Genomic DNA, 20,737 nt, shown 5'->3' on the forward strand with positions numbered 1-20,737 from the left:
CGGCTCCTTCAACGACAACGGCCGGCCCACACCCTGGCCCGACGACATCGACCAATGGCGACCCGAAACCGGTGAGCCCGTCACCGTCCAACCCGACGAACAGCCCTTCTAACCAGCACAACTCGAAAGATCAGCCGTTACACCACTTCCGGGGACTTGACCGAGATCTGCACCGCCAACCGGCGGCACCGGCGGCTTCGCCGCCGGCACGACGACGCGACCCTGAACACGGCCCTCACTCACGCCTGGAACCTCATCCGCGACTGGCTCGACGCCGACGACCAACCCCATCTCCAACGGCGCTGGTCGCAGCGCCTCGACCAACTGCGGTCCGACCCCGCCACCGACCCCTATCGACCCAGCCAATACCGCATCGAGCTGGCCACATACCCGGAAACGATCCTCCTCGCTGGGCTACTCGCGTCACCTCACTGGCGAACCTTCCCCATGCCGCACAGCGAAGCCCAGCGCCTTCTCGGACAGCAATGACCCGCCGTCCTCGCTGGCGTTCTCGGACAGCAACTCAGTGCTGAACCAGGCCGCCGACCGCCACCGGAGCGATGTGACCGGTTGCCGGAAGCGTCCGCGCCAAGGCAAGACCGACGTCAACCAGCGACGAGCGGCACAGACCGGCGACATCCGGTATCGACGTCCAGACCGACTCGGCAGTCTCGCCGTTCGGCTCAGGCCGCAGAACACCTCCAGTAATCCGAACCTGGTAAAAGACGCCGACATTCTGGTGCTCAATGCCCGACCGCGCCTCGGCAGCGGGAATCACCCTCGAGTCCACGCCCAAGAGGCGCTCGACCACTGCCTCGCAGCCCGTCTCCTCGGCGACCTCCCGGATCACCGCATCGAACGGATCCTCCGCCGGCTCAACCCTCCCGCCGGGAAGGGTCCAATGGGTATCTCCCGTCGGCGGAACATAACGGGCCAGCAGCACCCGCCCATCCTCAACGCACACGGCATACGCCGCCAGCCGGAAACTCATCCGCGCACCTCCCGGCTGACCCTACCGACCAGGCGACGACGACCCCGACCCGCCTCATCCGGCAACACCGCCCCGGCAGCCACCACGGAAAGTGCAACCTTCAGCGAGAAAACCCGCCACTCTGTCTCAGACCACATGTCAAACCGCTGGCCAGAGAGCGCACCACGGACATGATCGTTGAGACATCGAGGACGACGAAACCCGTCGATAACAGGCCCAGTCCCGAGCCAGCAGGGCTCCGTCTCCATCTACCTGTCGCAGCCCAGTTCACCCACGTGACCAGATGACACGATCACCGAGACCGGACACGGGTGTCCAGACCAAAGGTTCGGGTCGATGTTGGACGGTCTGCAGGTCGGGTGCACAATGCCGCCGTGAAAATCGATCTTCATGCGCGGCCGGAACCGCCTGCTCGCCATCGGCGGCATCAGCCTTGTGCTGGTCATGGAAGGCTCGCCGGATGTCCTCAACCGTTCCGCGCACCGTCAAGGCGATCGAAACCACCGAGCTACTACGCCTGGACGACGAGGCACGGGCACGCGGTTTCAACCGCCACCACGGAGCCGGATGGCTGGCCACGAACGCGGCACCGTCAGCGACCCACTATCTGCACCCGATGGTCGTTCACAAGGCCGGACGGCGGCCTGAGTTCACGCCACACTGGCGTTGCGCTCTGCTCCTGAAGCTTTCGGATGATCAAGAGGTCTTCTCCCTGCTGGATGTCTGGCCACCGTCGTTCGAGCGGTTGCCGGAAACCCTGGACGCAGAAGCAAAGTCGGCTATCTCGCACCGGCTGCTGGAGGGGAATCTGCCGACCCAGGCGCAATGGGTCGCCGCCCATACTGGTGGCGACGATGACTGACGCCTCCAGCGGAGCAGACAGCGGACGGCAGGACGATCACGTGTTCGATTTCGGCATCGCCGGCTACCGGCCCCATTGGCTCCAAGGCCGTGATGCCGTGGTCGCCCAACACGGTCAACGCCTTGACCAGCTCGCCGGCCGCACGCTGCGACATGTCTGGCTGGCCTGGGATCCCGACGGCGACCGGTGGGTGCCCGACTGGCCGGTCCTCCTCGACTTCGGCCCCGAGCAAGTTGAGATCAACCACTACAAGACCGACGACGTGTCGATCACCTTCAACAGCATCGACCCTGGCCGACCGATCAGCAGCGATTTCGGATTCGCATGGCGCCCCGATGCGCTGCCAGAACTCCAGACGCTTACCCGGCAGCAACTTCGCCATGCTCGGGTCCTTGAGCCGGTCACCACCGGGTTCGGGGATCAGCCCGTTGCGCTCGCTTTCACGTTCGATGCCGGATATCTGGCGGTTTACAACCATCGCGACGACAACGGCCTACTTTTCGAGCCAGCCGATCAGGAGTGGCGAGAACGTTAGCCGGGCAGTCGGCACACGGCGCGGCACGTTGCCGACCTCCTGCACGGTCGGCACTGAGAACCCGCGGGGTACCGCCTGGTCCGGGCGTGCCCGGGACCAGGCGGTCGCACGTCGAGTGTCTGGCTATGCGGTGCCGGTCGTGGGGAAGTCCAGCCCGGCGCCGAAGCGGAACTGCGGGTCGGCGGTGTCGAACGGCACGTCGGTGCGGCTGGCCGCGACCGCCGCGTCCGATCGTGGTAGGTCGAACGGCAGTCGGCCCTGCGGGGCGGCGGCGCCGAAGAGCAGTTCGACCAGCGCGGGCTCGACGATGCCGAAATTGACCAGGAGCGCGGACGCCTGCGCGGCGATCTGACCCAGCACCGCGGGCCGGTCCAGGTAGACGTCCACGACGGTGGGTGTGGTGCGGCAGACGTCCAGAATGTGCTCGCGTTGTCCGGCCGGGAACTCCAGCGATCCGTGATGGAAGAACTGGGCCATCCCGGGGCGCGGCGAGGGTTCGAACGGGGCGGTGAGCCGCAGGATCGCCACGTCGGCGTCGGCCGGATCGCTGACCCGTTCGGCGTAACCGTCGAGGGCGTCGTCGCTGAGTCCTTCCGTGTACACGCGAAGGCCCCGGGTCAGCGGCAGCGTGGGGCCGTCGCCGGCCTGTCCGTTCGTCAACAGGGTGACCGAGGCCTGCTGGGCGCGTCGTCCCTCGGCCATGAAGTCGGCGTGACCGATGGTGACGGCGGCGTGGTCCTCGTCCACGTACGGGTCGTCGAAGAGGCCGAGCAGGAACTTCTCGCGCAGCAGCCGCCGGGCGGACCGGTCGATACGCTCCTCGGTGACGGCGCCCCGCTTGACCAGGTCGACGAGGGCGTCGACGCAGTGTTCGCCGCCGAACTGATCGACGCCGGCGTCCAGGACCTTGATGAGCCGTTCGTCACGGGTCAGGTGCTCGACGCCCCACGCGCGGGCCCGCCAGTCCTCTTCACCGAGGGCGGGGTTGTCGGAGACGATGCACCAGTCGGTGCAGACGATGCCGTCGAAGCCGAGTTGGTCGCGCAGGATGCCGGTGATGACGGATCTGTTGAAACTGAAGCCGACCTCCTCGTGCGGGGTACCGACGGGCATGCCGTAGTAGGGCATGATCTGGCGGGCGCCGGCGGCCAGGGCGGCGCGGAACGGCTTGAGGTGGTACTCGAAGTTGTCGCCCGGGTAGACCTGTTCGCGGCCCCAGGGGAAGTGGGGGTCGTTGCCGTCGAGCTGGGGTCCGCCGCCGGGGAAGTGCTTGGTCATGGTGGACACCGATGCGGGGCCGAGGGCGTCCCCTTGGAAACCGCGGATGTAGGCGGCGACGAGCCGCGAGGTGAGGTCGGCGTCCTCGCCGAAGGTCGTGTTGATCCGTGACCAGCGTGATTCGGTGCTGAGATCGACCTGCGGATGTAGGGACACCCGGATGCCGACCGCCAGATACTCCTGCCGGGCGATGTCGGCGAACCGCCGCACGAGGTCCTCGGATCGCAGGGCGGCGAGGCCGAGCGTCTCGGGCCATTGCGAGAAGCTGCCGGAGAACATCTGGGTCAGCGGGTTGTCACCGAAGTGGTGGCGCGGATCGGTGGAGAACGAGATCGGGATCGCGTACGGGCGGGCGAGCGCGATCTTCTGCAGGCTGTTCGACCATTGAGCGAATCCGCGGCCGTCCGGCGCGGAGCCCATCAGGTTGAGGTGGGTGATCCCGAGGTTCAGGAGGTCGTAGGCGGGCGGGAGGTTCAACAGCGGGTCGGCGGCGTGGATGTCACCCACTGGTGCCACGGTCTGGAACATCAGCGCGACCTTCGACTCCAGTGGCAGGCGGCCGAGGAGGTCTTCCACCCGCTGGTCGACGTCACGGCCGGCGTCCTGATAGGGGTGGATCGGTTCGGTGGTCATGATCGAGACTCCTGACGATGTGGTTACTTGACGCTCTTGACACGGGTGATGGCAAGGGCGCCGAGGACTCCGGCACCGGCGCCGGTGAGGAAGAACCCGGCGTAGCCGAGTGCGGCGATCAGGCCGGGAGCGACCGCGGGGACCACTGATTGCGGCAGTGCTTGGGCGATGTTGATGACCCCCAGGTCCTTGCCGGCGTCCTCGGCGTTGGGCAGCACCTCGGTGATGAGGGCGAGCTCCACCGCAAGGAAGGAACCCATCCCGGCGCCCATGACGAATTCGCCGACCAGGATGACGGTGAAGGTCGGTGCGAACGCGATCGTGGACAGGCCGGCGACGGCGATCATCGCCGCGAGCACGACGAACGGTTTGCGCCGGCCGAGCCGGTCGCTGAGAAGGCCGAGCGCGGTGGTGAAGACGACGATGCCGGCGGCGTTCCAGAGCGTCGCCTCGAAGACCTTGTCGCCGAGGTCGTCGGCGTTGACCCCGAAGTCGGTGAGCAGGTAGACCGAGAGGTAGTTGATGGCGGTGATCTGCGTGGTCACGAGCAGCAGACGGGTGAGCCAGGCCCAGCCGAGGTCCGGGTGCTTGCGCGGGTCGAAGACGAAGGAACCGAAGAGCGTCTTGAGGCTGAACGCCTCGGCGGGTGCTTCGGTGCGCCGGCGGTCGCGGATCGGCAGGACTGCGGCGAAGAGCACGACCATGCCGATGAGACTGGGTAACAGGGCCTTCTGCATCGAGCCCGGGAACAGGGCGACGAGATAGGTCGCGGCCACGCCGGCGAGGTTCTGGCCGAGCCCGACAGCGGACGCCACCTTGCCCCGGATGCGGGTGGGGACCTGATCGGGCAGCATCGCGATCAGCCCGGCGATGGCGAAGTTGAACGCGATCTGCGCGCACGCCCAGCCCACGACGACCATCGCAAGGTTCGGCGCGACGGCGATGACCACGATGCCGGCGTATCCGCCGAGTGTCCCGACCAGGATCCAGGGCTTACGCATGCCGAACCGGCTGGTCGTACGGTCGGAGAGGCGTCCCGCGATCGGGTTGGCCGCGAAGGCGAAGAACGCGCCGACGCCCAGCACGATGCTCAGGTTGCCGCCGACCGCGTCGGGATCGAGGTCGTTGAGTTTGAGGGTTAGCCCCACCAGAAGCGGGGGCAGCAGCGCCACTGCCAGCCCGAGCATCGCGACAGGCAGGGCGAAGTAAACATATCGGGCATTCGACGGGTCAGCGGCGGGTTCCGCCGATGGCTGGCCTTGGGTCACTAGATCCACGGATGGACTCCTTGAGATGGAGCTCTTTCACCTGGTGGAGGACCGTAACATGAAAATATCGGAGCCGAGGTTTTCACGTCGATGTTTCTTGCCCGCAACACGCAATGGCCGCTTCGACGGTGGTGCCTAAGATGAGCAGGGTGTCGACTACGCAGCCGGGAGCCGCCCGCGGGCCCTACACCAAGGGGATCGAGCGGCGTAAGGAGATCCTCGAGCGCACCCTTGAGGTCTACGCCGAGCGCGGCTTCTCCCGGACCTCGATGTCCGCCATCGGTGAGGCCATCGGGGTATCCCACGCCGCGCTCAAGCATTACTTCCCGTCGCGTGACGCCCTGTTGCTGGAGGTTCTGCGCGAACGCGACGAACAGATGCGCCGCCAGGTGCTGCGCGATGACGACCCCACCTCGCTCGCCCACATCCCGGCTGCGGGCGAGGCCAACACCCAGGTCCCCGGGCTGGTCGCGCTCTACAGCTCGATGGCCGCCAGTTCCACGGAGGCGGGGAACGAAACCGCGCGCGAGTTCTTCACCGACCGATTCGCCGCAGCCCGTGAGGATTTCGCGACTCGCATCGCGGCCGACCAGCAGGCCGGACGGATCCGGGCGGACATCGACCCGCACGTGATCGCTTCACTGGTTCTCGCCGCTTCCGACGGCCTGCAGATCCAATGGTCCCTGGACACGGCCGTCAGCATCCGCGAAGGACTCACCGCACTCCTGCAACTGCTGCAGGTCAGCCCCGACTGACAACGAAGCCTGCCGCGGAGACGACCGCCGGGCAGGCGGCCCATCCAGCGACAGGCTTCGAGCGTTGCCGGGCGTCTCACATGTGAGCGGCCTCGGTGCCGGCGGCCAGCCGGCCGGAGCGCAGTAGCAGGGCGCTGATCGCTGAGCCTGCGAGCATGAAGCAGGCGACCCAGGCGAACGTGGTGGTGTAGCCGTGGATGGTGGCCGCCGTGGCGAGTTCGGCGGTGGGTGTCTTGCCGGCCAGTTCGTCGCTGATGGCGTTGGCGGCGATGGTGCTCAGCACCGCGGTGCCGATCGACCCGCCGACCTGCTGCGCGGTGTTGACCATCGCGGAGGCGATGCCGGCGTCGGCGGGCAGGACACCGGCGGTGCCGGCGTTCATCGACGGGGCCATCGCCAGGCCGACGCCGAAGCCGACGAGCATCAGCGGGCCGAGCACCCCGGAGGCGTACCCGGTGCCGGGCTCCAGGCGGGTGAGCCAGAGCATGGCCCCGGCGGCGATCAGGAAGCCAACGGGCACGATCGGCCGGGGGCCGGTGCGGGGCAGGATCACCGTGGTGGTCACCCCGGCGGTCACCGCGAGGCAACCGATCATCGGCAGGAACGCCACCCCGGTCCGGATCGGTGAGAAGCCCAGGTTCTGTTGCATGAAGTAGGTGAGGAACAGGAAGATCGCGAACATTCCGATGCCGATCATCAGGATCGCCAGCAGCGAACCGCCCCGGGTCCGGTCCCGCAGGATCCGCAGTGGCAGCAGCGGCTGCGCCACCCGTGCCTGGATCAGGAAGAAGACAGTGAGCAGGACGACGGCGGCGGCCAGCCAGCCCCACACCGCGACGTCGCTCCAGTCGTGGGATTCGGCGTTGCCGAAGCCGTAGACGACGCTGAACAGCCCGGCCGAGACGGTCAGCGTGCCGGGAATGTCCAGACGGAACTTCGGGCCGCTGGTCTGCTCGTCGCGCACCAGTGTGGCGATGCCGATGGTGGCCATCACGGCGATGGCGATGTTGACGTACAGGCACCAGCGCCAGTCGAGGTATTCGGTGAGGGCGCCGCCGAGCAGCAGGCCGATCGCGCCGCCGGCACCGGCGATCGCGCCGTAGATGCCGAACGCCTTGCCGCGTTCCTTGGCGTCGCTGAACGTGGTGGTCAGCAGGGACAGCACGGTGGGGGCGAGTAGCGCGCCGAACACGCCCTGCACGGCACGGGCGGTGACCAGCATGCCGAAGCTCTGCGCGGCGCCGCCGACCGCTGATGCGAGGGCGAAACCGATCAGGCCGATCAGCAGGGTGCGTTTGCGGCCGATCAGGTCACCGACCCTGCCGCCCAGCGGCAGCAGCGCACCGAACGCGAGGGAGTAGGCGGTGACGATCCACTGCCGGTCGCCGTTGGAGAAGCCCAGATCGGCCTGCGCGGAGGGCAGCGCGATGTTCACGATGGTGGCGTCGAGCACGACCATCAGCTGAGCCAGGCCGATCATGGCCAGGATCCACCAGCGGCGGGTGTCCGCGGCCGGTTTCGTGTCGAGAGTGGTCACGGCGGGATCCGTTTCGTCAGAGGGTGATGACGGTCTTGCCGTCGAGACGGCCCAGGTCGGCGAGGCGGTGTACCTCCGCCAGGTCGGCGAGGGGCCGCCGGTCGGCGACGTCGATGCGCAGGTCACCGGCGTCCACCCGGGAGACCAGTTCGGCGAGCTGGGCGGCGTCACTGGACACGGCCATCCGGACGGTGCGCACGCCGCGCCCCGGGTTGTCCGGTGCGGGCGTGGTGGCACTGACGAAGACCCCACCGTCGGCTACCAGGCCGGCCAGGGCGGCGGCTTCCTCGGCGGCGTTGGGGACCAGGTTGAGGACGGCGTCGTACCGGCGCCCGGCGGCCTGGACGACCGGTGCCGTGGTGTAGTCGATGAGCCGGGCAGCACCGTGCCCCTTGAGGCGGGCGGCGCTGCGCGGACCGGCGGTAGCGGTGACCTCTGCGCCGGCCCGGTAGGCGAGCTGCACCGCGAACGTGCCGACGGCACCTCCGGCGCCGTTGATCAGAATGCTCTGCCCGGAGGTCAGCCCGGCGTGCTCGAACACCGCCTGCCACGCGGTCAGGCCGGCGCCGGGCAGCGCGGCCGCATCCACCAGGTCAGCCTTCATCGGGGCGGCCGCCAGGATCGCGGCCGGTGCGAGGACGTACTCGGCGGCGGCGCCCTGCCCGGTCAGCGGAAGGAACCCCACCACCGCGTCACCTTCGGCCCAGCCGGTGACATCCGGGCCGAGACCGGCGACGGTGCCGGCAACGTCGACACCGGGGATGTGTGGCAGCCCCAAGGGCAGGAATGCCTGGAGATATCCGGCACGGATCGCCGCGTCGGCTGGGTTGAATGACGTCGCCGCGACCTTGATCAGAACCTGGCCGGGGCCGGGCGTCGGAGTGTCGACGTCCTCGTGGATCAGGACGTCGCTGGCGCCGTACTGGTGGAAACGCACTGCCTTCATGGGTTCGCCCCTTCTGCGTCAACCGCTACGACCGGTCCGGCCTGACGACGGTCCGGGCGATCGCCTTGTGGGCGGTGGTGGAGACGTTCCCGGCGCCGGTGGCGGGCACCGGGGTGTCCCGATGAAGATGCCGATACCGGGCGCGGTGAATCAGTGGAGCGGATTAATCACCCCCTTTGGACGCCGGTGGAGGCGCGGACCACGAGTTCGGGCTGGAAGACGACCTGCCGGTGGCTGTGCCGCTTGCCGTCGTTGATCTCCTCGAAGAGCAGGTCCGCGGCGACCCGGCCGAGCTGGTGGCGGGGCTGGCGGACCGAGGTGAGCGGGACCGCCGCGGCCGCCGCGAACTCGATGTCGTCGTAGCCGACGATCGCCAGGTCGCCCGGCACCCGCAGCCCGGCCCGGGTGGCCGCCTGCAGCACCCCGAGCGCGATCAGATCGTTGGCGCAGAGCACCGCGGTGGGCCGTTCCCCCGGCGGCCGTTCGGCGAGGGCGGCGGCCACCGACCGGCCGGCGCCGACCGTGAGACCGGGCACCTCGATCACCTCGAGGATCCCGCCGGCCGCGTCGACCATCTCGCGGGCGCCGTCGAGGCGTTCGCGCACCTGCGGCACCGCGAGGGGACCGCCGATGAAGGCCACCCGGCGGTGGCCGTGCTCGACCAGGTGGGTGGCGGCGAGCCGGCCACCGGCCCGGTCGTCGACCGCGACCGAGCAGAGGTCGCGCAGGCCGGTGCCGCGGTCGAGCAGCACCACCGGGGTGCCCCGCTCGATGAGCGCCAGCACGTTGCCGCCGCCGAGGTCGACCGGGGTGACCAGCACGCCCTGGACCCGCTGCGTCTCCAGCTGGCCGAGATAGCGCAGCTCACGGTCGGTGGACTCGGCGCTGTTGTAGAGCATCACGATCACGTCGTGGGTGTCGGCGACCTCCTCGGCGCCGTTGGCGAGGTCGGCGAAGAACGGGTTGGTCACGTCCGGCACGATCAGCCCGACCGTCCGGGTCCGGCCGGCGACCAGCGCGCGGGCCGACTCGTTCGGCAGGTAGCCGAGCTCGGCGATGGCCGCGCGCACCCGTTCCAGGGTCTTGGGCGACACCGCCTGCGGACGGTTCAGCACGTTGCTGACGGTCCCGGCGGAGACACCGGCCCGCGCGGCCACGTCCTCGATCCTTGCCATGCCGCAGAGGGTACGCCAGACGCTTCAAAAGAAAAGACCACAGGGGTCCATTTCAGGCCCCGCTGGTCGGGGGATGCGCAAGGACCGGCGCGAGTCGGTTGCTGAATCGTTATAACCGGCTTCCTCCCAGGTAAACCCGGTGTTTCATGTGGATCACCGGAACGTACTGCTGCGACGTTCTTGACGGCCAGGGGCTCCGGACTGAGTCTTTAGACGCTTCAAAAAACAACTCACCGCAGTCATCCAGGAGGACCTGTGGCATCCCTGTTCCGGAAGGCCGCCGCGACCGGCGCCGCCGTCATCGTCATGTCCACCGCGGCCTGCGGTGGCGGCGGCGACAGCACGAGCGGCGGCTCCGCGAAGAGCTTCTCGTTCCTGCAGATCAACGAGAACACCACCATCGCCGAGACGCTCACCACGCTGAGCCAGAACGAGTGCAAGACCGAGAACGCCGCCCAGCCCTTGGAGATCAAGAAGCAGGCCCAGGCCAGCCTCGACCAGCAGCTCCAGCTCCTCGCCGGCCAGGGCGCGCTGCCCCAGCTCTTCACGGCGGCGAACGCGCCGTCGCTGACCAAGCAGCTCTCCGACAGCGGTGCGGTGCTCGACGCCGCGAGCGTCTCCACCGGTGTGCAGCCCGCCGCCACCTCGGTGATCAAGAGCCTCTACGACGACAAGCAGCTCGTCCTGCCGACCGAGCTGAACATCGAGGGCATCTGGTACAACAAGAAGCTCCTCGCCGACAACGGCATCGCCGTGCCCACCACGTGGGAGGAGCTCGTCGCCGCGTTCGCGAAGCTCCAGGCCGCCGGGGTGCAGCCGATCTCGCAGGCCGGCAAGGGTGGCGACGGCTGGGGTGTGACCCGCTGGGTCGGCAACTACCTGCTGCGCTCGCAGGGCCCGGACGCGCTGAAGAAGGTCGCCGACGGCTCCGCCAAGCTCACCGACGCGCCGTACGTGGCCGCCGCCGACGCCATCGCCGACCTCGGCGCGAAGGGCTACTTCGGCAAGTCGCCCACCTCGATCGACTACGCCACCGCGCTCAACACCTTCGAGACCGGCAAGGCCGCCTTCATCTACATGGGTTCCTGGGCGCTCTCGGACTTCAACGACGACACCAAGAACAAGGTCGGCGCCGACAACATCGGCTTCCTGAAGTTCCCCACCGTCGCGGGCGGTGCCGGCACCGCCGACCAGATGCCGGCCAACGTCGGCACCGCGGTCGCCATCAGCAGGAAGGGCTACGAGAACGACGCCAAGACGCAGGCCTGGGTGAAGTGCATCGTCGCGAACTACGGCACCGTGGCGCTGCGCGACTCCAGCCAGATCACCGGCTTCGCCACCGACGCCGGCATCGAGGTCCCGGCGCTGACCCAGCAGATCCAGACCGAGATCGCCGGTGTGCAGACCAGCGTCCTCTGGTTCGAGGCGTACTTCTCCGCCAAGGCCACCACGGTCAGCCAGAGCAACGGCGGCCTGCTCGCCGGCGGACAGCTCACCGGCGAGAAGTTCATGCAGACGGTCACCGCCAACCTCGGCTGAACAAAGGAATGGCGGCGGTCCGGAAAAGGGCCGCCGCCATGAATGGACAAAGGAAAGGACGTGTAAACGGCGTGCACAGCGTATTAGGCGACCGGAAATCGGTCGCCCTGCTCCTCGGACCCGCATTGCTGGTCTATTCCCTGATCATGCTGGTGCCGATGCTGTGGTCGCTGGGCTACACGTTCTTCACCGGCAGCGTCATCACCGGCTTCACCTGGGCCGGCACCGCCAACTTCGGCAAGCTGCTCGACGACCCGGCGCTGCCGCCCGCGCTCTGGTTCACCGTCAAGTACGCCCTGGTCATCACGTTCGGCCAGGTCCTGGTCGGCTACCTGCTCGCGCTGCTCTACGTCTTCTTCCTGCGCCGGGCCGGCAGCGTCGTCCGTACCCTGGTCTTCTTCCCGGTGGTGCTGCCCACCGTCGCGGTGGCGCTGCTCTTCCAGAAGTTCTTCGAGTACGCCCCGCAGACCGGCCCGGTCAACGCCGCGATCGAGGCGTTCGGCGGCACCGGCGTCGACTGGTTCGCCACCCCCGGCCACGCGTTCGTGGTGGTCGCGCTGATGGACGTCTGGCGCTCGATGGGCTTCTACGCGGTGCTGCTCTACGCCGGCCTGCTCGACATCCCGGACGACATGCTGGAGGCCGCGGCGATCGACGGCGCCGGCACCTGGCGGCTGATCCGCAGCATCATCGTGCCGCTCTCGCTGCCGGTGCTGGTCTCCTCGCTGGTCTTCAGCATCAACGGCACGCTCAAGGCGTTCGACTCGATCTACGCCCTCACCGGCGGCGGGCCGGGCAGCGCCACCACCCCGCTGACGCTCTACATGTACCAGACCTCGTTCGCGTACGGCGACTACGGATACGGCTCGACGATCGCGCTCACGCTGACCGTCCTCTGCCTGCTGGTCACCGTCGCCGTCTTCCGCGCTACCGGCAGGGATTAGGCGTACAGAATGAAGAATGTCCTGAGAAGTGCCGCCATGGCGCCCCTGCTGATCATCGTGGTCTACCCCCTCGTCTGGCTCTTCCTCGGCTCCTTCAAGACCCAGGACGAGTTCCTCAACGGCTCCACCACCGCGCTGCCGGAGAGCTTCGCCAACCTCGACAACTACACCCAGGCGTGGACGTCGGTCGCCACCTACCTGCAGAACTCGCTGATCACCGTGCTGCCGTCGCTGGCGCTGATCATCGTGCTCGGCACCGCGGCCGGCTTCGCCCTGGAGGTCCTCGTCTGGAAGGGCCGCAAGGCCACGCTCCTGCTCTTCCTCGCCGGGATCATGATCCCCGGGCAGATGATCCTGCTGCCGCTCTTCACCGTCTACTTCAAGCTCCAGCTCACCGGGACGCTGTGGCCGCTGATCATCACCTACACCGCGACCGGCCTGCCGCTGACCGTCTTCATGATGGCGACCTACTTCCGGGCGGTGCCGCGCGAGGTCTTCGAGGCGGCGACCATGGACGGCGCGAGCATCGTCCGCTCGTTCGTCTCGATCGGCTTCCCGATGATGCGCAACTCGGTGCTCACCATCGCGCTCGTGCAGTTCTTCTTCCTCTGGAACGACCTGCTGATCGCGCTGACCTTCACCACCGACGACAGCCTGCGCACCGTCCAGGTCGGCCTGCTCAACTTCACCGGCCAGTTCGGCACCGTCGAGTACGGCCCGACCTTCGCCGCGATCTGTCTCAACGTGCTGCTGATTCTGATCATCTACATCTTCCTCAACCAGCGGGTCATGCGCGGCCTGGCCGCCGGCGCCGTGAAGGGCTGACAGCGTTGTCCGTGACACCTCAGGACGCGGCGCACGTCTCCGCGCCCCGCATCGAACACCACACCCGTCCGCTCGGCATCGGCGAGCCCACCCCGCGACTCTCCTGGTGGGTCGCGACCGATCAGCCGGACTGGCGGCAGGCCGCCTACGAGATCCGGATCGGTCAGTGGACCAGCGGCCGGATCGACTCGGAGCAGTCCGTTCTGGTCCCCTGGCCCGCTCCCCCGCTCACCTCACGTGAGCAGGCCGACGTCCGGGTCCGGGTCTGGGCCGCCGATGCCGCCGCGCCCTCGGCCTGGAGCGACACCACGCGGGTCGAGGCCGGGCTTCTGGAGCCGGCCGCGTGGGTGGCGGGCTTCGTCGGCTCCGCCGACTCCACCGTCGGTGACCGCCGGCCGATTCTGCTTCAGCGCCTTTTTACGGTACGGCCGGAGCTGCGCAGAGCACGCGTCTACGCCACCGCGCTGGGCCTCTACGAGCTGGAGATCAACGGGCACCGGGTCGGCGACGAGGTGCTCGCCCCCGGCTGGACCAGCTACCACCACCGCCTGCACTACCGGACCCACGACGTCACCGACCTGCTGCACCCCGGCGAGAACACGATCACCGGGTGGCTCGCCGACGGCTGGTGGCGCGGCGAGTACGGCTGGAACCGGGTCGGCGAACGCTACGGCGAGGACACCGCGCTGCTCGTTCAGCTCGAACTGCACTACGCCGACGGCACGATGGAGCGGGTCGTCACCGACGGCGAGTGGGTGTGGGCGCACGGGCCGATCGTGCGGTCGGGCATCTACGACGGGGAGCACCACGACGCGCGGATCGTGGTGTCCGGCTGGGAGGCCGTACGCGAGAAGAAGGCCGCGAAGGGTGAGCTGACCGCCGCGGCCGGACCACCGGTGCGGCGCACGGAGACGCTGCGGCCGCGCAGCGTGACGCGCGTCGACGAGCGCACCCATCTGCTCGATTTCGGACAGAACCTGGCCGGGCGGCTGCGGATCACGGTCGACGGGCCGGCCGGGACAGCGATCGGCCTGCGACACGCCGAGGTGATCGAGAACGGACGTCTGTGCCTGCGGCCGATCCGCACCGCCGACGCGCACGACGTCTACGTGACGGCCGGGACCGGCGTGGAGACCTGGGAGCCGCGGTTCACCTATCACGGTTTCCGGTACGCCGAGGTGACCGGCTGGCCGGACGACGAGATCGGCCCGGACGACGTGGTCGCGGTCGTGGTGCACGACGACATGCCGGAGATCGGGAGCTTCGCCTGCTCGGATCCGCTGCTGGAACGGCTGCACGAGAACGTGCGGTGGAGCATGCGCGGCAACTTCGTCTCCGTGCCGACCGACTGCCCGCAGCGCGACGAACGCCTCGGCTGGACCGGTGACCTGCAGGTCTTCGCCCCGACCGCGGCCTTCCTCTACGACACGACGGCCGGGATCGGCGACTGGCTCGCCGACGTCGCCGCCGAGACCGGCGAGGACGGCCTGGTCCCGCTCTACGTGCCGCACATCGCGACCTCGTTCCCCCAGTTCCACTGCGCGGTCTGGGGCGACGTGACCACGGTGGTCCCGCTGGTGCTGCTCGACCGCTCCGGCGACGCCGCCCCGGTCGCCGCCGGATACGCCACCGCCCAGCGCTGGGTGGACGGCTGCCGCCGCCTGCTGAACGACCGCGATGTGATCGCTTCCGGTCTCCAGCTCGGCGACTGGCTCGACCCGGCCGCACCGCCGGACCGCCCGCAGCAGGCACTCACCGACCCGTACCTGGTCGCCACCGCCTATCTGGCCCACTCGGCCCGGCTGCTCGCCCGGCAGGCGCGCGTGCTCGGCACGGACCCGGCGCCGCACGACGCCCTCGCCGACCGGGTGACCGCCGGGTTCCGCCGCGAGTTCGTCACCGCGACCGGCCGGTGCGTCTCGGACACCCAGACCGCCTACGCCCTGGCCATCCGCTTCGACCTGCTCACCACCGCGCAGCGCGACCACGCCGGTGCCCGCCTGGCCCAGCTGGTCCGGGAGGCCGAGTTCCGGATCGGCACCGGGTTCGCCGGCACTCCCCTGGTCCTGGACGCGCTGACCGAGACCGGTCACCTGGAGGAGGCGTACCGGCTGCTGCTCGCCACCGGCTGCCCGTCCTGGCTGTATCCGGTCACCATGGGCGCCACCACGATCTGGGAGCGCTGGGACGCGATGCTGCCCGACGGCACGATCAACCCGGGCGAGATGACCTCCTTCAACCACTACGCGCTCGGCGCCGTCGCCGACTGGCTGCACCGCACGGTCGCCGGGCTCGCCCCCGCCGAACCGGGCTACCGCACCATCGCGGTCCGCCCGCGCCCCGGCGGCGGCCTCACCCACGCCTCGGCCCGGCACCTCTCCCCCTACGGCCCGATCACCGTCGCCTGGCAGCGCACCGGCGCGACGCTGGAGGTGACGGTCGAGGTGCCCCCGGGCTGCACGGCCATCGTCGAGCTGCCGGACCGGCCCGCGGTGACCGTCGGCAGCGGATCCCACCGGTTCACCGCGCCGCACCGGGCGGCCGACGATGATCCGATTCAGCCATTGCCGCCCCGCGAGCACTTCTGAAAGCTCCCGTAACCTTGACCGGAGCCGCCACGAGGGTGGCCGATCAGATTGTGGGGACGGCTGGTGGCGCGCGCGACGATCCGGGACGTGGCTCGCGTGGCCGGGGTCTCCGACGGCACGGTGAGCAACACGCTCAACCGGCCGCACCTGGTCAACGCCGGCACCCGCGAGCGGGTCCTGGCGGCGATGGCCGAGACCGGCTACGTCCCGAACGCCGCCGCCCGCGCCCTGCGGGTCGGCCGGACCCGCACGATCGGACTGGTCGTCCTCGACTTCGGCAACCCGTTCTTCGCCGACGTCGCGGGCGGCGCCGAGCGCACGGCCACCGCGGCCGGCGCCGACGTGGCCCTCTTCACCACCGGCCTCGGCCGCCACGAACGCGAGGACCGCCTGCTGCGCCGCCTCGCCGAACGCCGCCTCGACGGCCTGATCATCACCCCGAACGACGTCGACGACCCGCTGCTGACCACCATCGAGGAGCGCGGCACCCCGGTCGTCGTCCTGGCCCGCGAGGTCCCCGGCCGCCGCCGCAGCGCCGTCCGCAGCGACGACCTGCTCGGCGGCGAGCTCGCCGCCCGCCACCTGCTCGACAACGGCCACCGCCGGCTGGCCTTCGCCGGCTGGCGCCACGACGAGCGCTACCAGGGCGCCTCCCGCACCGCGTCGGCGGCCGGCGCCACCCTCACCTGGATGGGCACCCGGGCCGACCGGATCGCCGACGGCCTGACGATCGGCGCCCGGATCGCCGAGCTCTCCCCCACCGACCGCCCCACCGCCGTCTTCTGCGCCAACGACCTGATCGCCACCGGCCTGGTCCAGGCCGTCACCCACCAGGGCCTGCGCATCCCCGAGGACCTGGCGGTGGTCGGCTTCGACGACACCGACCTGGCCAGTGCGGCCGCCGCGGTGGAACTGACCAGCGTCCACCAACCCGCCGCCGAACTCGGCGAGGCCGCGGTCCGGCTGCTGCTGGCCGAGATGACCGACCCCCACCAGCCGCATCAGGACGTCGTTTTCCGCCCCGAGCTGGTCATCCGCGAGTCGACGGTCCGCCGACCAGGTTGATTCACCGCCCTGCGGATCCCAGGCGTCCTGCAGAGTCTGCAGACGGCGTCGATGAGGTCGCCGTGGTGATGCTCATGCGCGCTGTCTCTCGCTGAGGGCATCGATGCCCGCGGCTTGCAGCATGCGTTGCCAGACCCGCAGGTCCGGGCGGTCGCCGCTGGCCGCGATGATGCGGTCGGGCCGGATCAGCAGGGCGTCCGCGGCGTGCTGGTCGAGCAGACGGGCGAGGGTGCCGCTGGGATCGGCGGCGGCGTCGAGGACGGTCAGGTCCAGCGCGTCGAACCAGGCGCGCGTCGCCGGTTCGTAGACGGGCAGGCCGGGGCCCCTGGCGATGATCGCGAATCCGGTGCCCAGCCGCCGGTCGAGCAGTTCGCCGGCGAGGCGCGGCTGTGGGCAGAGCCGTCCGGCCGCGCGATCGCGGGCCGCGACCAGCGGACCCTCGCGGTACGCGGGCCAGGCCGAGGCCACGACCCGCCGGTCCACGCCGGGCAGGCGGCTGACGGTGGCCAGCGCCGCTCGCCGCAGGCGGGCGGTACGGGCGCTGCCCCCGGTCATGACCCACCCGACCAGCACGGCCATCCGGATCATCCGGCGGGCGTACGGGAGACGCTCGGATTCGTAGGTGTCCAGGAGCCGGTCGCCGGCGCGGCCGGTCAGGACGAGCGCGAGTTTCCAGGTCAGGTTCGCGGCGTCGCGGATGCCGGCGCCCATGCCCTGGCCGATGAAGGGTGGGGTGAGGTGCGCGGCGTCGCCGAGCAGGAAGACCCGGCGATCCTGCCACCGGTCGGCGACCGCGCCGCGGAAGGTGTACCAGGTGCGGCGCAGGATCGTCAGGGTCGCCGCGTCCGCCGGGCCGAGCCAGGGCCGGACCAGGTCGAGGATCTGCGCCTCGGTGACGTCGTCGGCCCGCTCGCCCGGGCGCAGCCGGAACTCCCACCGGTAGCGGCCGGGGGTGACCATCATGAACGTGGCGGCCCGGTCGTGGTCGCAGACCTGCTGCACGCCCGCGTAGTTGTTCAGCGGCTGCGGGCTGTGCACGTCCACGACCAGCCACTGCTGGACGAACCCCAGGTCGTACAGGCCGGCGCCGATGCCGGTCCGGGTGAGGCTGTTGGCGCCGTCGCAGCCGAGGACCGCGTCGGCCCACACCTCGTGCTCGGTTCCGGTGGCCAGGTCGCGGTAGCGGACCCGGACCGGGCCGGGACCGCCGGGCAGCTGATCGACGGCGTACACCTCGACGCCGCCGCGCACCCGGACGCCGGTGAGCTCGGCCAGCCGGTCGCGCAGCAGTCGTTCGAGGTCCGGCTGGTCGAACATGTTGGCCTGCGGGTAGCCGTTGAGCAGGCCGACCGGGTCGCGGGTGAACTCGGCCAGGACCCGGAGCCGGCTGTCGACCAATTGCATTCCCGGTGCGGGCCGGGAGATCGTCCGGAGCCGGTCCTCGATGCCCAACCCGGCCAGGGTACGGAACACCTCATCGTCGAAGTGGACCGCGCGCGGTAGGGGGTAGACCTCCGGCCAGCGGTCGAGGACCAGGCAGGCGATGCCCCGCTGAGCCAGCATGATCGCCGCCGTGGCTCCGGTCGGGCCGGCGCCTATCACGAGCGCGGGTACGTGTTCCATCAGCGCACCCGGTGCCGCTGGACGCCCAGATCCAGGCTGCCGTCAGCGGTCCGGATGGACGCCTCCACCAGGTCGCCGGGCCGGAGGTAGGCGCTGCTACGGGACTGGGTCGTGACGAACAGCTCCCACCGCTTCTCCTCCGGCAGCAGGCCGGCGAGGCGCTGGGCCGCGGCGCCGGGCGGTCGCAGCGCGCAGCCACCGGGCGTGCCGGTCAGGATCAGGTCCCCGACGTCGAGCCGCTCCAGACCGGAGAGCTCGGTCAGCGTGGCCGCCGGCCCGAAGACCATGTCACCGGCGAGGCTGTCCTGCCGGAGCGTGCCGTTGACCGACAGGGTCAGCCGCAGCTCCCGCCACCGGTGGACCTCGCCCGGGCCGGGCACGCACAGGTACGGTCCGGCCGGGCAGAACGTCGGGTAGCTCTTACCCTTGTACCACTGCCCCTGCGGCAGCTGGACGTCGCGGGCGCTGACGTCGTCGGCCAGCACGAACGCCCCGACGTAGGTGTCCAGGTCGTCGTCGGTCACGGTGACCGGGCCGGTGATCGGGGCGCCGAGCACGATGCCGAGCTCGACCTCGTAGTCGAGCAGCCGCACGTGGCCGGGCCGGACGATCTCGCCCTCGGGACCGGTCAGGGAGGCGGTGGACTTGGTGAACAGCATGTTGAACGCCCGGTCCGGGTTCATCCCGGACTCGATCATGTGGGAGCGGTAGTTCGCTCCCTGGCAGAGGATCCGGGCGTCCGGCACCGGCGGCAGCAGCCGCAGCCCGTCCCGCGGGAGTCCGGGGGCGTCCGCGTCGGCCAGCAGGGTCCGGGCGGCCTCGGCCCGGTCGGCCAGCACGTCGGCGGTGCTCACGTACGCGGCGGGAAGTGGCAGCACCAGGTCACCGCGGAGCACACCCCAGCGGGCGCCGTCGCCGGATTCGTAGCGGATCAGGTTGACGCTCATGCGGAAGCCGCTTTCAGGAGGCCGATCAGGCGCCGGACGTCGAACTCGTTGTCGTCGGCGCGCAGCGCGGTGACGACGTCCCGGATCAGGTGCGCGGACGGCGTGGCGCCGAGGAAGTCACGGGTGACCGACGGTCCCCACTGGGCCAGGCCGCTCGCGCTCATCGGGGCCCAGCCGGCCTCGACGGTGTCGTCGAACATGTCGCCGTCGGCGAAGTGCTCGACCATCACGCTGTCCGGGTCGCGCCAGTAGTCGAAGATCTGGCTGCCCTGGATGTGCCGGCCGATGCCCCAGGCCCGCCGGTAGCCGCGGTCCTTGAGGTACTCCCCGCCGGTGGCGACGGCGTCGAGGTCGGCGACCTGGTAGGCCGAGTGCACGTACTGCCGCGACGGGCCCAGGTGCATGGCCAGGGTGTGGTGATCGGCGGGGGTGCCGCCTCGGTCGCAGCGGATGAACGCCATGGTCGGGCCCCGCTCTCGCTGGCCGGGGAAGTACAGGAAGTCGCTGACGATCAGCCCCAGGTTCCGCTGGTACCAGTCCAGGGTCGTGGCGAATCGCGGCGTCTCCAGCACCACGTGCCCGAGCCGTTCGATGCGAGAAGGCGCCCGGGGCGGCCGCTGCGCCGCGTTCGTCCGCAGCACCCGGCCGAAGTTCAGCACCAGCGGCTCCTGCCGTGGCAGCGGCGGCAACCGCTCGACGCCGGTCACCACGCGCACCGGCATCCCGGACGGGTCGTGCAGTTCCAGCACCGCACCGCCGCCGGCGTCACGCCGGTCCCGAACGGTGCCGCCGCTCGCCCGCGCCAGCCGGTCCAGGTCGGCCCGGTCGGCGGCGCGGAACGCGGGCGCCACGAACCGCGACGTCGGCCCCTTGCGGATGATCAGGCACTGGGATCCGGGCAGCGTGCCGCGCAGGTGCAGTTCGTCGCCGGTCCGGAAGGCGGTGGCGAACCCGAAGTCGTGAGCGAACCGCTCGGCCGCGTCCAGATCGGGTTTCTCGAACTCCAGCCAGGCCAGATCCTCGACCTTGATGACCGGCTGGGATGCCCGGTCCGGGCGGTCGCCGCGCTGGGCGCCCTGCTCACTGTGCAGGTCCTCGTGCGGGGTCTTCGGAGTCGTCTCCATAGAACCGATCCCTTCAACGTTTCCGATCAAAGTATCGGTTTGCGAGGAGGTTTCGTCAACATGACGATCGGTTCCGATCAAGTGATCGGTTTACTGCCCATG

Annotated in this window: 18 protein-coding genes; 9 read left to right on the plus strand and 9 right to left on the minus strand. The window is 69.8% G+C overall.

Annotation, left to right across the window (positions count from 1 at the left end; all coding sequences use genetic code 11):
• The first annotated feature begins 156 nt into the window (after window positions 1-156).
• Complete coding sequence (locus AB0M08_RS35825; protein ID WP_364503414.1) at window positions 157-489, plus strand: hypothetical protein; 333 nt, start codon at window positions 157-159, stop codon at window positions 487-489.
• A 34-nt stretch (window positions 490-523) separates the two neighbouring features.
• Here the strand turns inward: AB0M08_RS35825 and AB0M08_RS35830 are convergent, their stop codons facing one another.
• Complete coding sequence (locus AB0M08_RS35830) at window positions 524-991, minus strand: NUDIX domain-containing protein (protein ID WP_364503417.1); 468 nt, start codon at window positions 989-991, stop codon at window positions 524-526.
• Between the two features lie 460 nt (window positions 992-1,451).
• Here AB0M08_RS35830 and AB0M08_RS35835 point away from each other — a divergent pair, with 460 nt between their 5' ends.
• A complete protein-coding gene (locus AB0M08_RS35835) occupies window positions 1,452-1,853 on the plus strand; it encodes a hypothetical protein (protein WP_364503420.1) in 402 nt (133 codons plus the stop codon).
• Window positions 1,846-2,388, plus strand: coding sequence for a hypothetical protein (locus AB0M08_RS35840; protein WP_364503423.1), 543 nt, complete (start codon window positions 1,846-1,848; stop codon window positions 2,386-2,388). Before AB0M08_RS35835 ends, AB0M08_RS35840 begins: the two co-directional genes overlap by 8 nt.
• A 123-nt stretch (window positions 2,389-2,511) precedes the next feature.
• Here AB0M08_RS35840 and AB0M08_RS35845 read toward each other — a convergent pair whose 3' ends face one another.
• Both AB0M08_RS35845 and AB0M08_RS35850 read right to left on the minus strand, forming a co-directional pair.
• Window positions 2,512-4,299: a glycoside hydrolase family 3 N-terminal domain-containing protein gene (locus AB0M08_RS35845; protein WP_364503425.1), complete on the minus strand. Its 1,788-nt coding sequence runs from the start codon at window positions 4,297-4,299 to the stop codon at window positions 2,512-2,514.
• A 23-nt stretch (window positions 4,300-4,322) separates the two neighbouring features.
• On the minus strand, window positions 4,323-5,486 hold the full coding sequence (locus AB0M08_RS35850; protein WP_364503428.1) for an MFS transporter: 1,164 nt from the start codon (window positions 5,484-5,486) through the stop codon (window positions 4,323-4,325).
• A gap of 221 nt (window positions 5,487-5,707) precedes the next feature.
• Here AB0M08_RS35850 and AB0M08_RS35855 point away from each other — a divergent pair, with 221 nt between their 5' ends.
• Window positions 5,708-6,322 (plus strand): TetR/AcrR family transcriptional regulator, encoded by a 615-nt coding sequence (locus AB0M08_RS35855; protein ID WP_364503431.1) that lies wholly within the window; start codon window positions 5,708-5,710, stop codon window positions 6,320-6,322.
• Window positions 6,323-6,398: 76 nt separating this feature from the next.
• Here the strand turns inward: AB0M08_RS35855 and AB0M08_RS35860 are convergent, their stop codons facing one another.
• From AB0M08_RS35860 to AB0M08_RS35870, 3 genes are all read right to left on the minus strand, one after another.
• The gene (locus tag AB0M08_RS35860) at window positions 6,399-7,859 is read right to left on the minus strand and encodes an MFS transporter (RefSeq protein ID WP_364503434.1); all 1,461 of its coding nucleotides are present in this window, start codon (window positions 7,857-7,859) and stop codon (window positions 6,399-6,401) included.
• A gap of 16 nt (window positions 7,860-7,875) precedes the next feature.
• Window positions 7,876-8,805: an NADP-dependent oxidoreductase gene (locus AB0M08_RS35865; protein WP_364503436.1), complete on the minus strand. Its 930-nt coding sequence runs from the start codon at window positions 8,803-8,805 to the stop codon at window positions 7,876-7,878.
• Window positions 8,806-8,972: 167 nt separating this feature from the next.
• On the minus strand, window positions 8,973-9,980 hold the full coding sequence (locus AB0M08_RS35870) for a LacI family DNA-binding transcriptional regulator (RefSeq protein ID WP_364503439.1): 1,008 nt from the start codon (window positions 9,978-9,980) through the stop codon (window positions 8,973-8,975).
• 255 nt (window positions 9,981-10,235) lie between these two features.
• Between AB0M08_RS35870 and AB0M08_RS35875 the strand changes: the two genes are divergently transcribed.
• From AB0M08_RS35875 to AB0M08_RS35895, 5 genes are all read left to right on the plus strand, one after another.
• Window positions 10,236-11,519: an extracellular solute-binding protein gene (locus AB0M08_RS35875; RefSeq protein WP_364503442.1), complete on the plus strand. Its 1,284-nt coding sequence runs from the start codon at window positions 10,236-10,238 to the stop codon at window positions 11,517-11,519.
• 71 nt (window positions 11,520-11,590) lie between these two features.
• Window positions 11,591-12,463, plus strand: coding sequence for a sugar ABC transporter permease (locus AB0M08_RS35880; RefSeq protein ID WP_364503445.1), 873 nt, complete (start codon window positions 11,591-11,593; stop codon window positions 12,461-12,463).
• Between the two features lie 36 nt (window positions 12,464-12,499).
• A complete protein-coding gene (locus AB0M08_RS35885) occupies window positions 12,500-13,288 on the plus strand; it encodes a carbohydrate ABC transporter permease (RefSeq protein ID WP_364503448.1) in 789 nt (262 codons plus the stop codon).
• Between the two features lie 11 nt (window positions 13,289-13,299).
• Complete coding sequence (locus AB0M08_RS35890; protein ID WP_364503451.1) at window positions 13,300-15,876, plus strand: glycoside hydrolase family 78 protein; 2,577 nt, start codon at window positions 13,300-13,302, stop codon at window positions 15,874-15,876.
• A 63-nt stretch (window positions 15,877-15,939) separates the two neighbouring features.
• A complete protein-coding gene (locus tag AB0M08_RS35895; RefSeq protein WP_364503454.1) occupies window positions 15,940-16,941 on the plus strand; it encodes a LacI family DNA-binding transcriptional regulator in 1,002 nt (333 codons plus the stop codon).
• A gap of 72 nt (window positions 16,942-17,013) precedes the next feature.
• Here the strand turns inward: AB0M08_RS35895 and AB0M08_RS35900 are convergent, their stop codons facing one another.
• The 3 genes from AB0M08_RS35900 to AB0M08_RS35910 are packed head-to-tail and all read right to left on the minus strand — an operon-like array spanning window position 17,014 to window position 20,635.
• Complete coding sequence (locus tag AB0M08_RS35900; RefSeq protein WP_364503457.1) at window positions 17,014-18,564, minus strand: bifunctional 3-(3-hydroxy-phenyl)propionate/3-hydroxycinnamic acid hydroxylase; 1,551 nt, start codon at window positions 18,562-18,564, stop codon at window positions 17,014-17,016.
• Entirely contained in the window at window positions 18,564-19,511 is a 948-nt protein-coding gene (locus AB0M08_RS35905; protein ID WP_364503460.1) for a fumarylacetoacetate hydrolase family protein, read from the minus strand. The genes AB0M08_RS35900 and AB0M08_RS35905 overlap by 1 nt, the downstream gene beginning before the upstream one ends.
• Window positions 19,508-20,635 carry a VOC family protein gene (locus AB0M08_RS35910; RefSeq protein WP_364503463.1) on the minus strand — a complete coding sequence of 376 codons (1,128 nt, stop codon included), beginning with the start codon at window positions 20,633-20,635 and terminating at the stop codon, window positions 19,508-19,510. Before AB0M08_RS35910 ends, AB0M08_RS35905 begins: the two co-directional genes overlap by 4 nt.
• Window positions 20,636-20,737: the final 102 nt, after the last annotated feature.

It is taken from the genome of Actinoplanes sp. NPDC051851, from assembly GCF_040681165.1.
Classification (GTDB): domain Bacteria; phylum Actinomycetota; class Actinomycetes; order Mycobacteriales; family Micromonosporaceae; genus Actinoplanes.

What these genes read in the sequence shown, in the direction of transcription:
- AB0M08_RS35830 (WP_364503417.1), bottom strand. Translation starts at nt 991, where the DNA reads ATGAGTTTCCGGCTGGCGGCGTATGCCGTGTGCGTTGAGGATGGGCGG.
- AB0M08_RS35835 (WP_364503420.1), top strand. Translation starts at nt 1,452, where the DNA reads ATGTCCTCAACCGTTCCGCGCACCGTCAAGGCGATCGAAACCACCGAG.
- AB0M08_RS35840 (WP_364503423.1), top strand. Translation starts at nt 1,846, where the DNA reads ATGACTGACGCCTCCAGCGGAGCAGACAGCGGACGGCAGGACGATCAC.
- AB0M08_RS35845 (WP_364503425.1), bottom strand. Translation starts at nt 4,299, where the DNA reads ATGACCACCGAACCGATCCACCCCTATCAGGACGCCGGCCGTGACGTC.
- AB0M08_RS35850 (WP_364503428.1), bottom strand. Translation starts at nt 5,486, where the DNA reads ATGCTCGGGCTGGCAGTGGCGCTGCTGCCCCCGCTTCTGGTGGGGCTA.
- AB0M08_RS35855 (WP_364503431.1), top strand. Translation starts at nt 5,708, where the DNA reads ATGAGCAGGGTGTCGACTACGCAGCCGGGAGCCGCCCGCGGGCCCTAC.
- AB0M08_RS35865 (WP_364503436.1), bottom strand. Translation starts at nt 8,805, where the DNA reads ATGAAGGCAGTGCGTTTCCACCAGTACGGCGCCAGCGACGTCCTGATC.
- AB0M08_RS35870 (WP_364503439.1), bottom strand. Translation starts at nt 9,980, where the DNA reads ATGGCAAGGATCGAGGACGTGGCCGCGCGGGCCGGTGTCTCCGCCGGG.
- AB0M08_RS35885 (WP_364503448.1), top strand. Translation starts at nt 12,500, where the DNA reads ATGGCGCCCCTGCTGATCATCGTGGTCTACCCCCTCGTCTGGCTCTTC.
- AB0M08_RS35900 (WP_364503457.1), bottom strand. Translation starts at nt 18,564, where the DNA reads ATGGAACACGTACCCGCGCTCGTGATAGGCGCCGGCCCGACCGGAGCC.
- AB0M08_RS35905 (WP_364503460.1), bottom strand. Translation starts at nt 19,511, where the DNA reads ATGAGCGTCAACCTGATCCGCTACGAATCCGGCGACGGCGCCCGCTGG.
- AB0M08_RS35910 (WP_364503463.1), bottom strand. Translation starts at nt 20,635, where the DNA reads ATGGAGACGACTCCGAAGACCCCGCACGAGGACCTGCACAGTGAGCAG.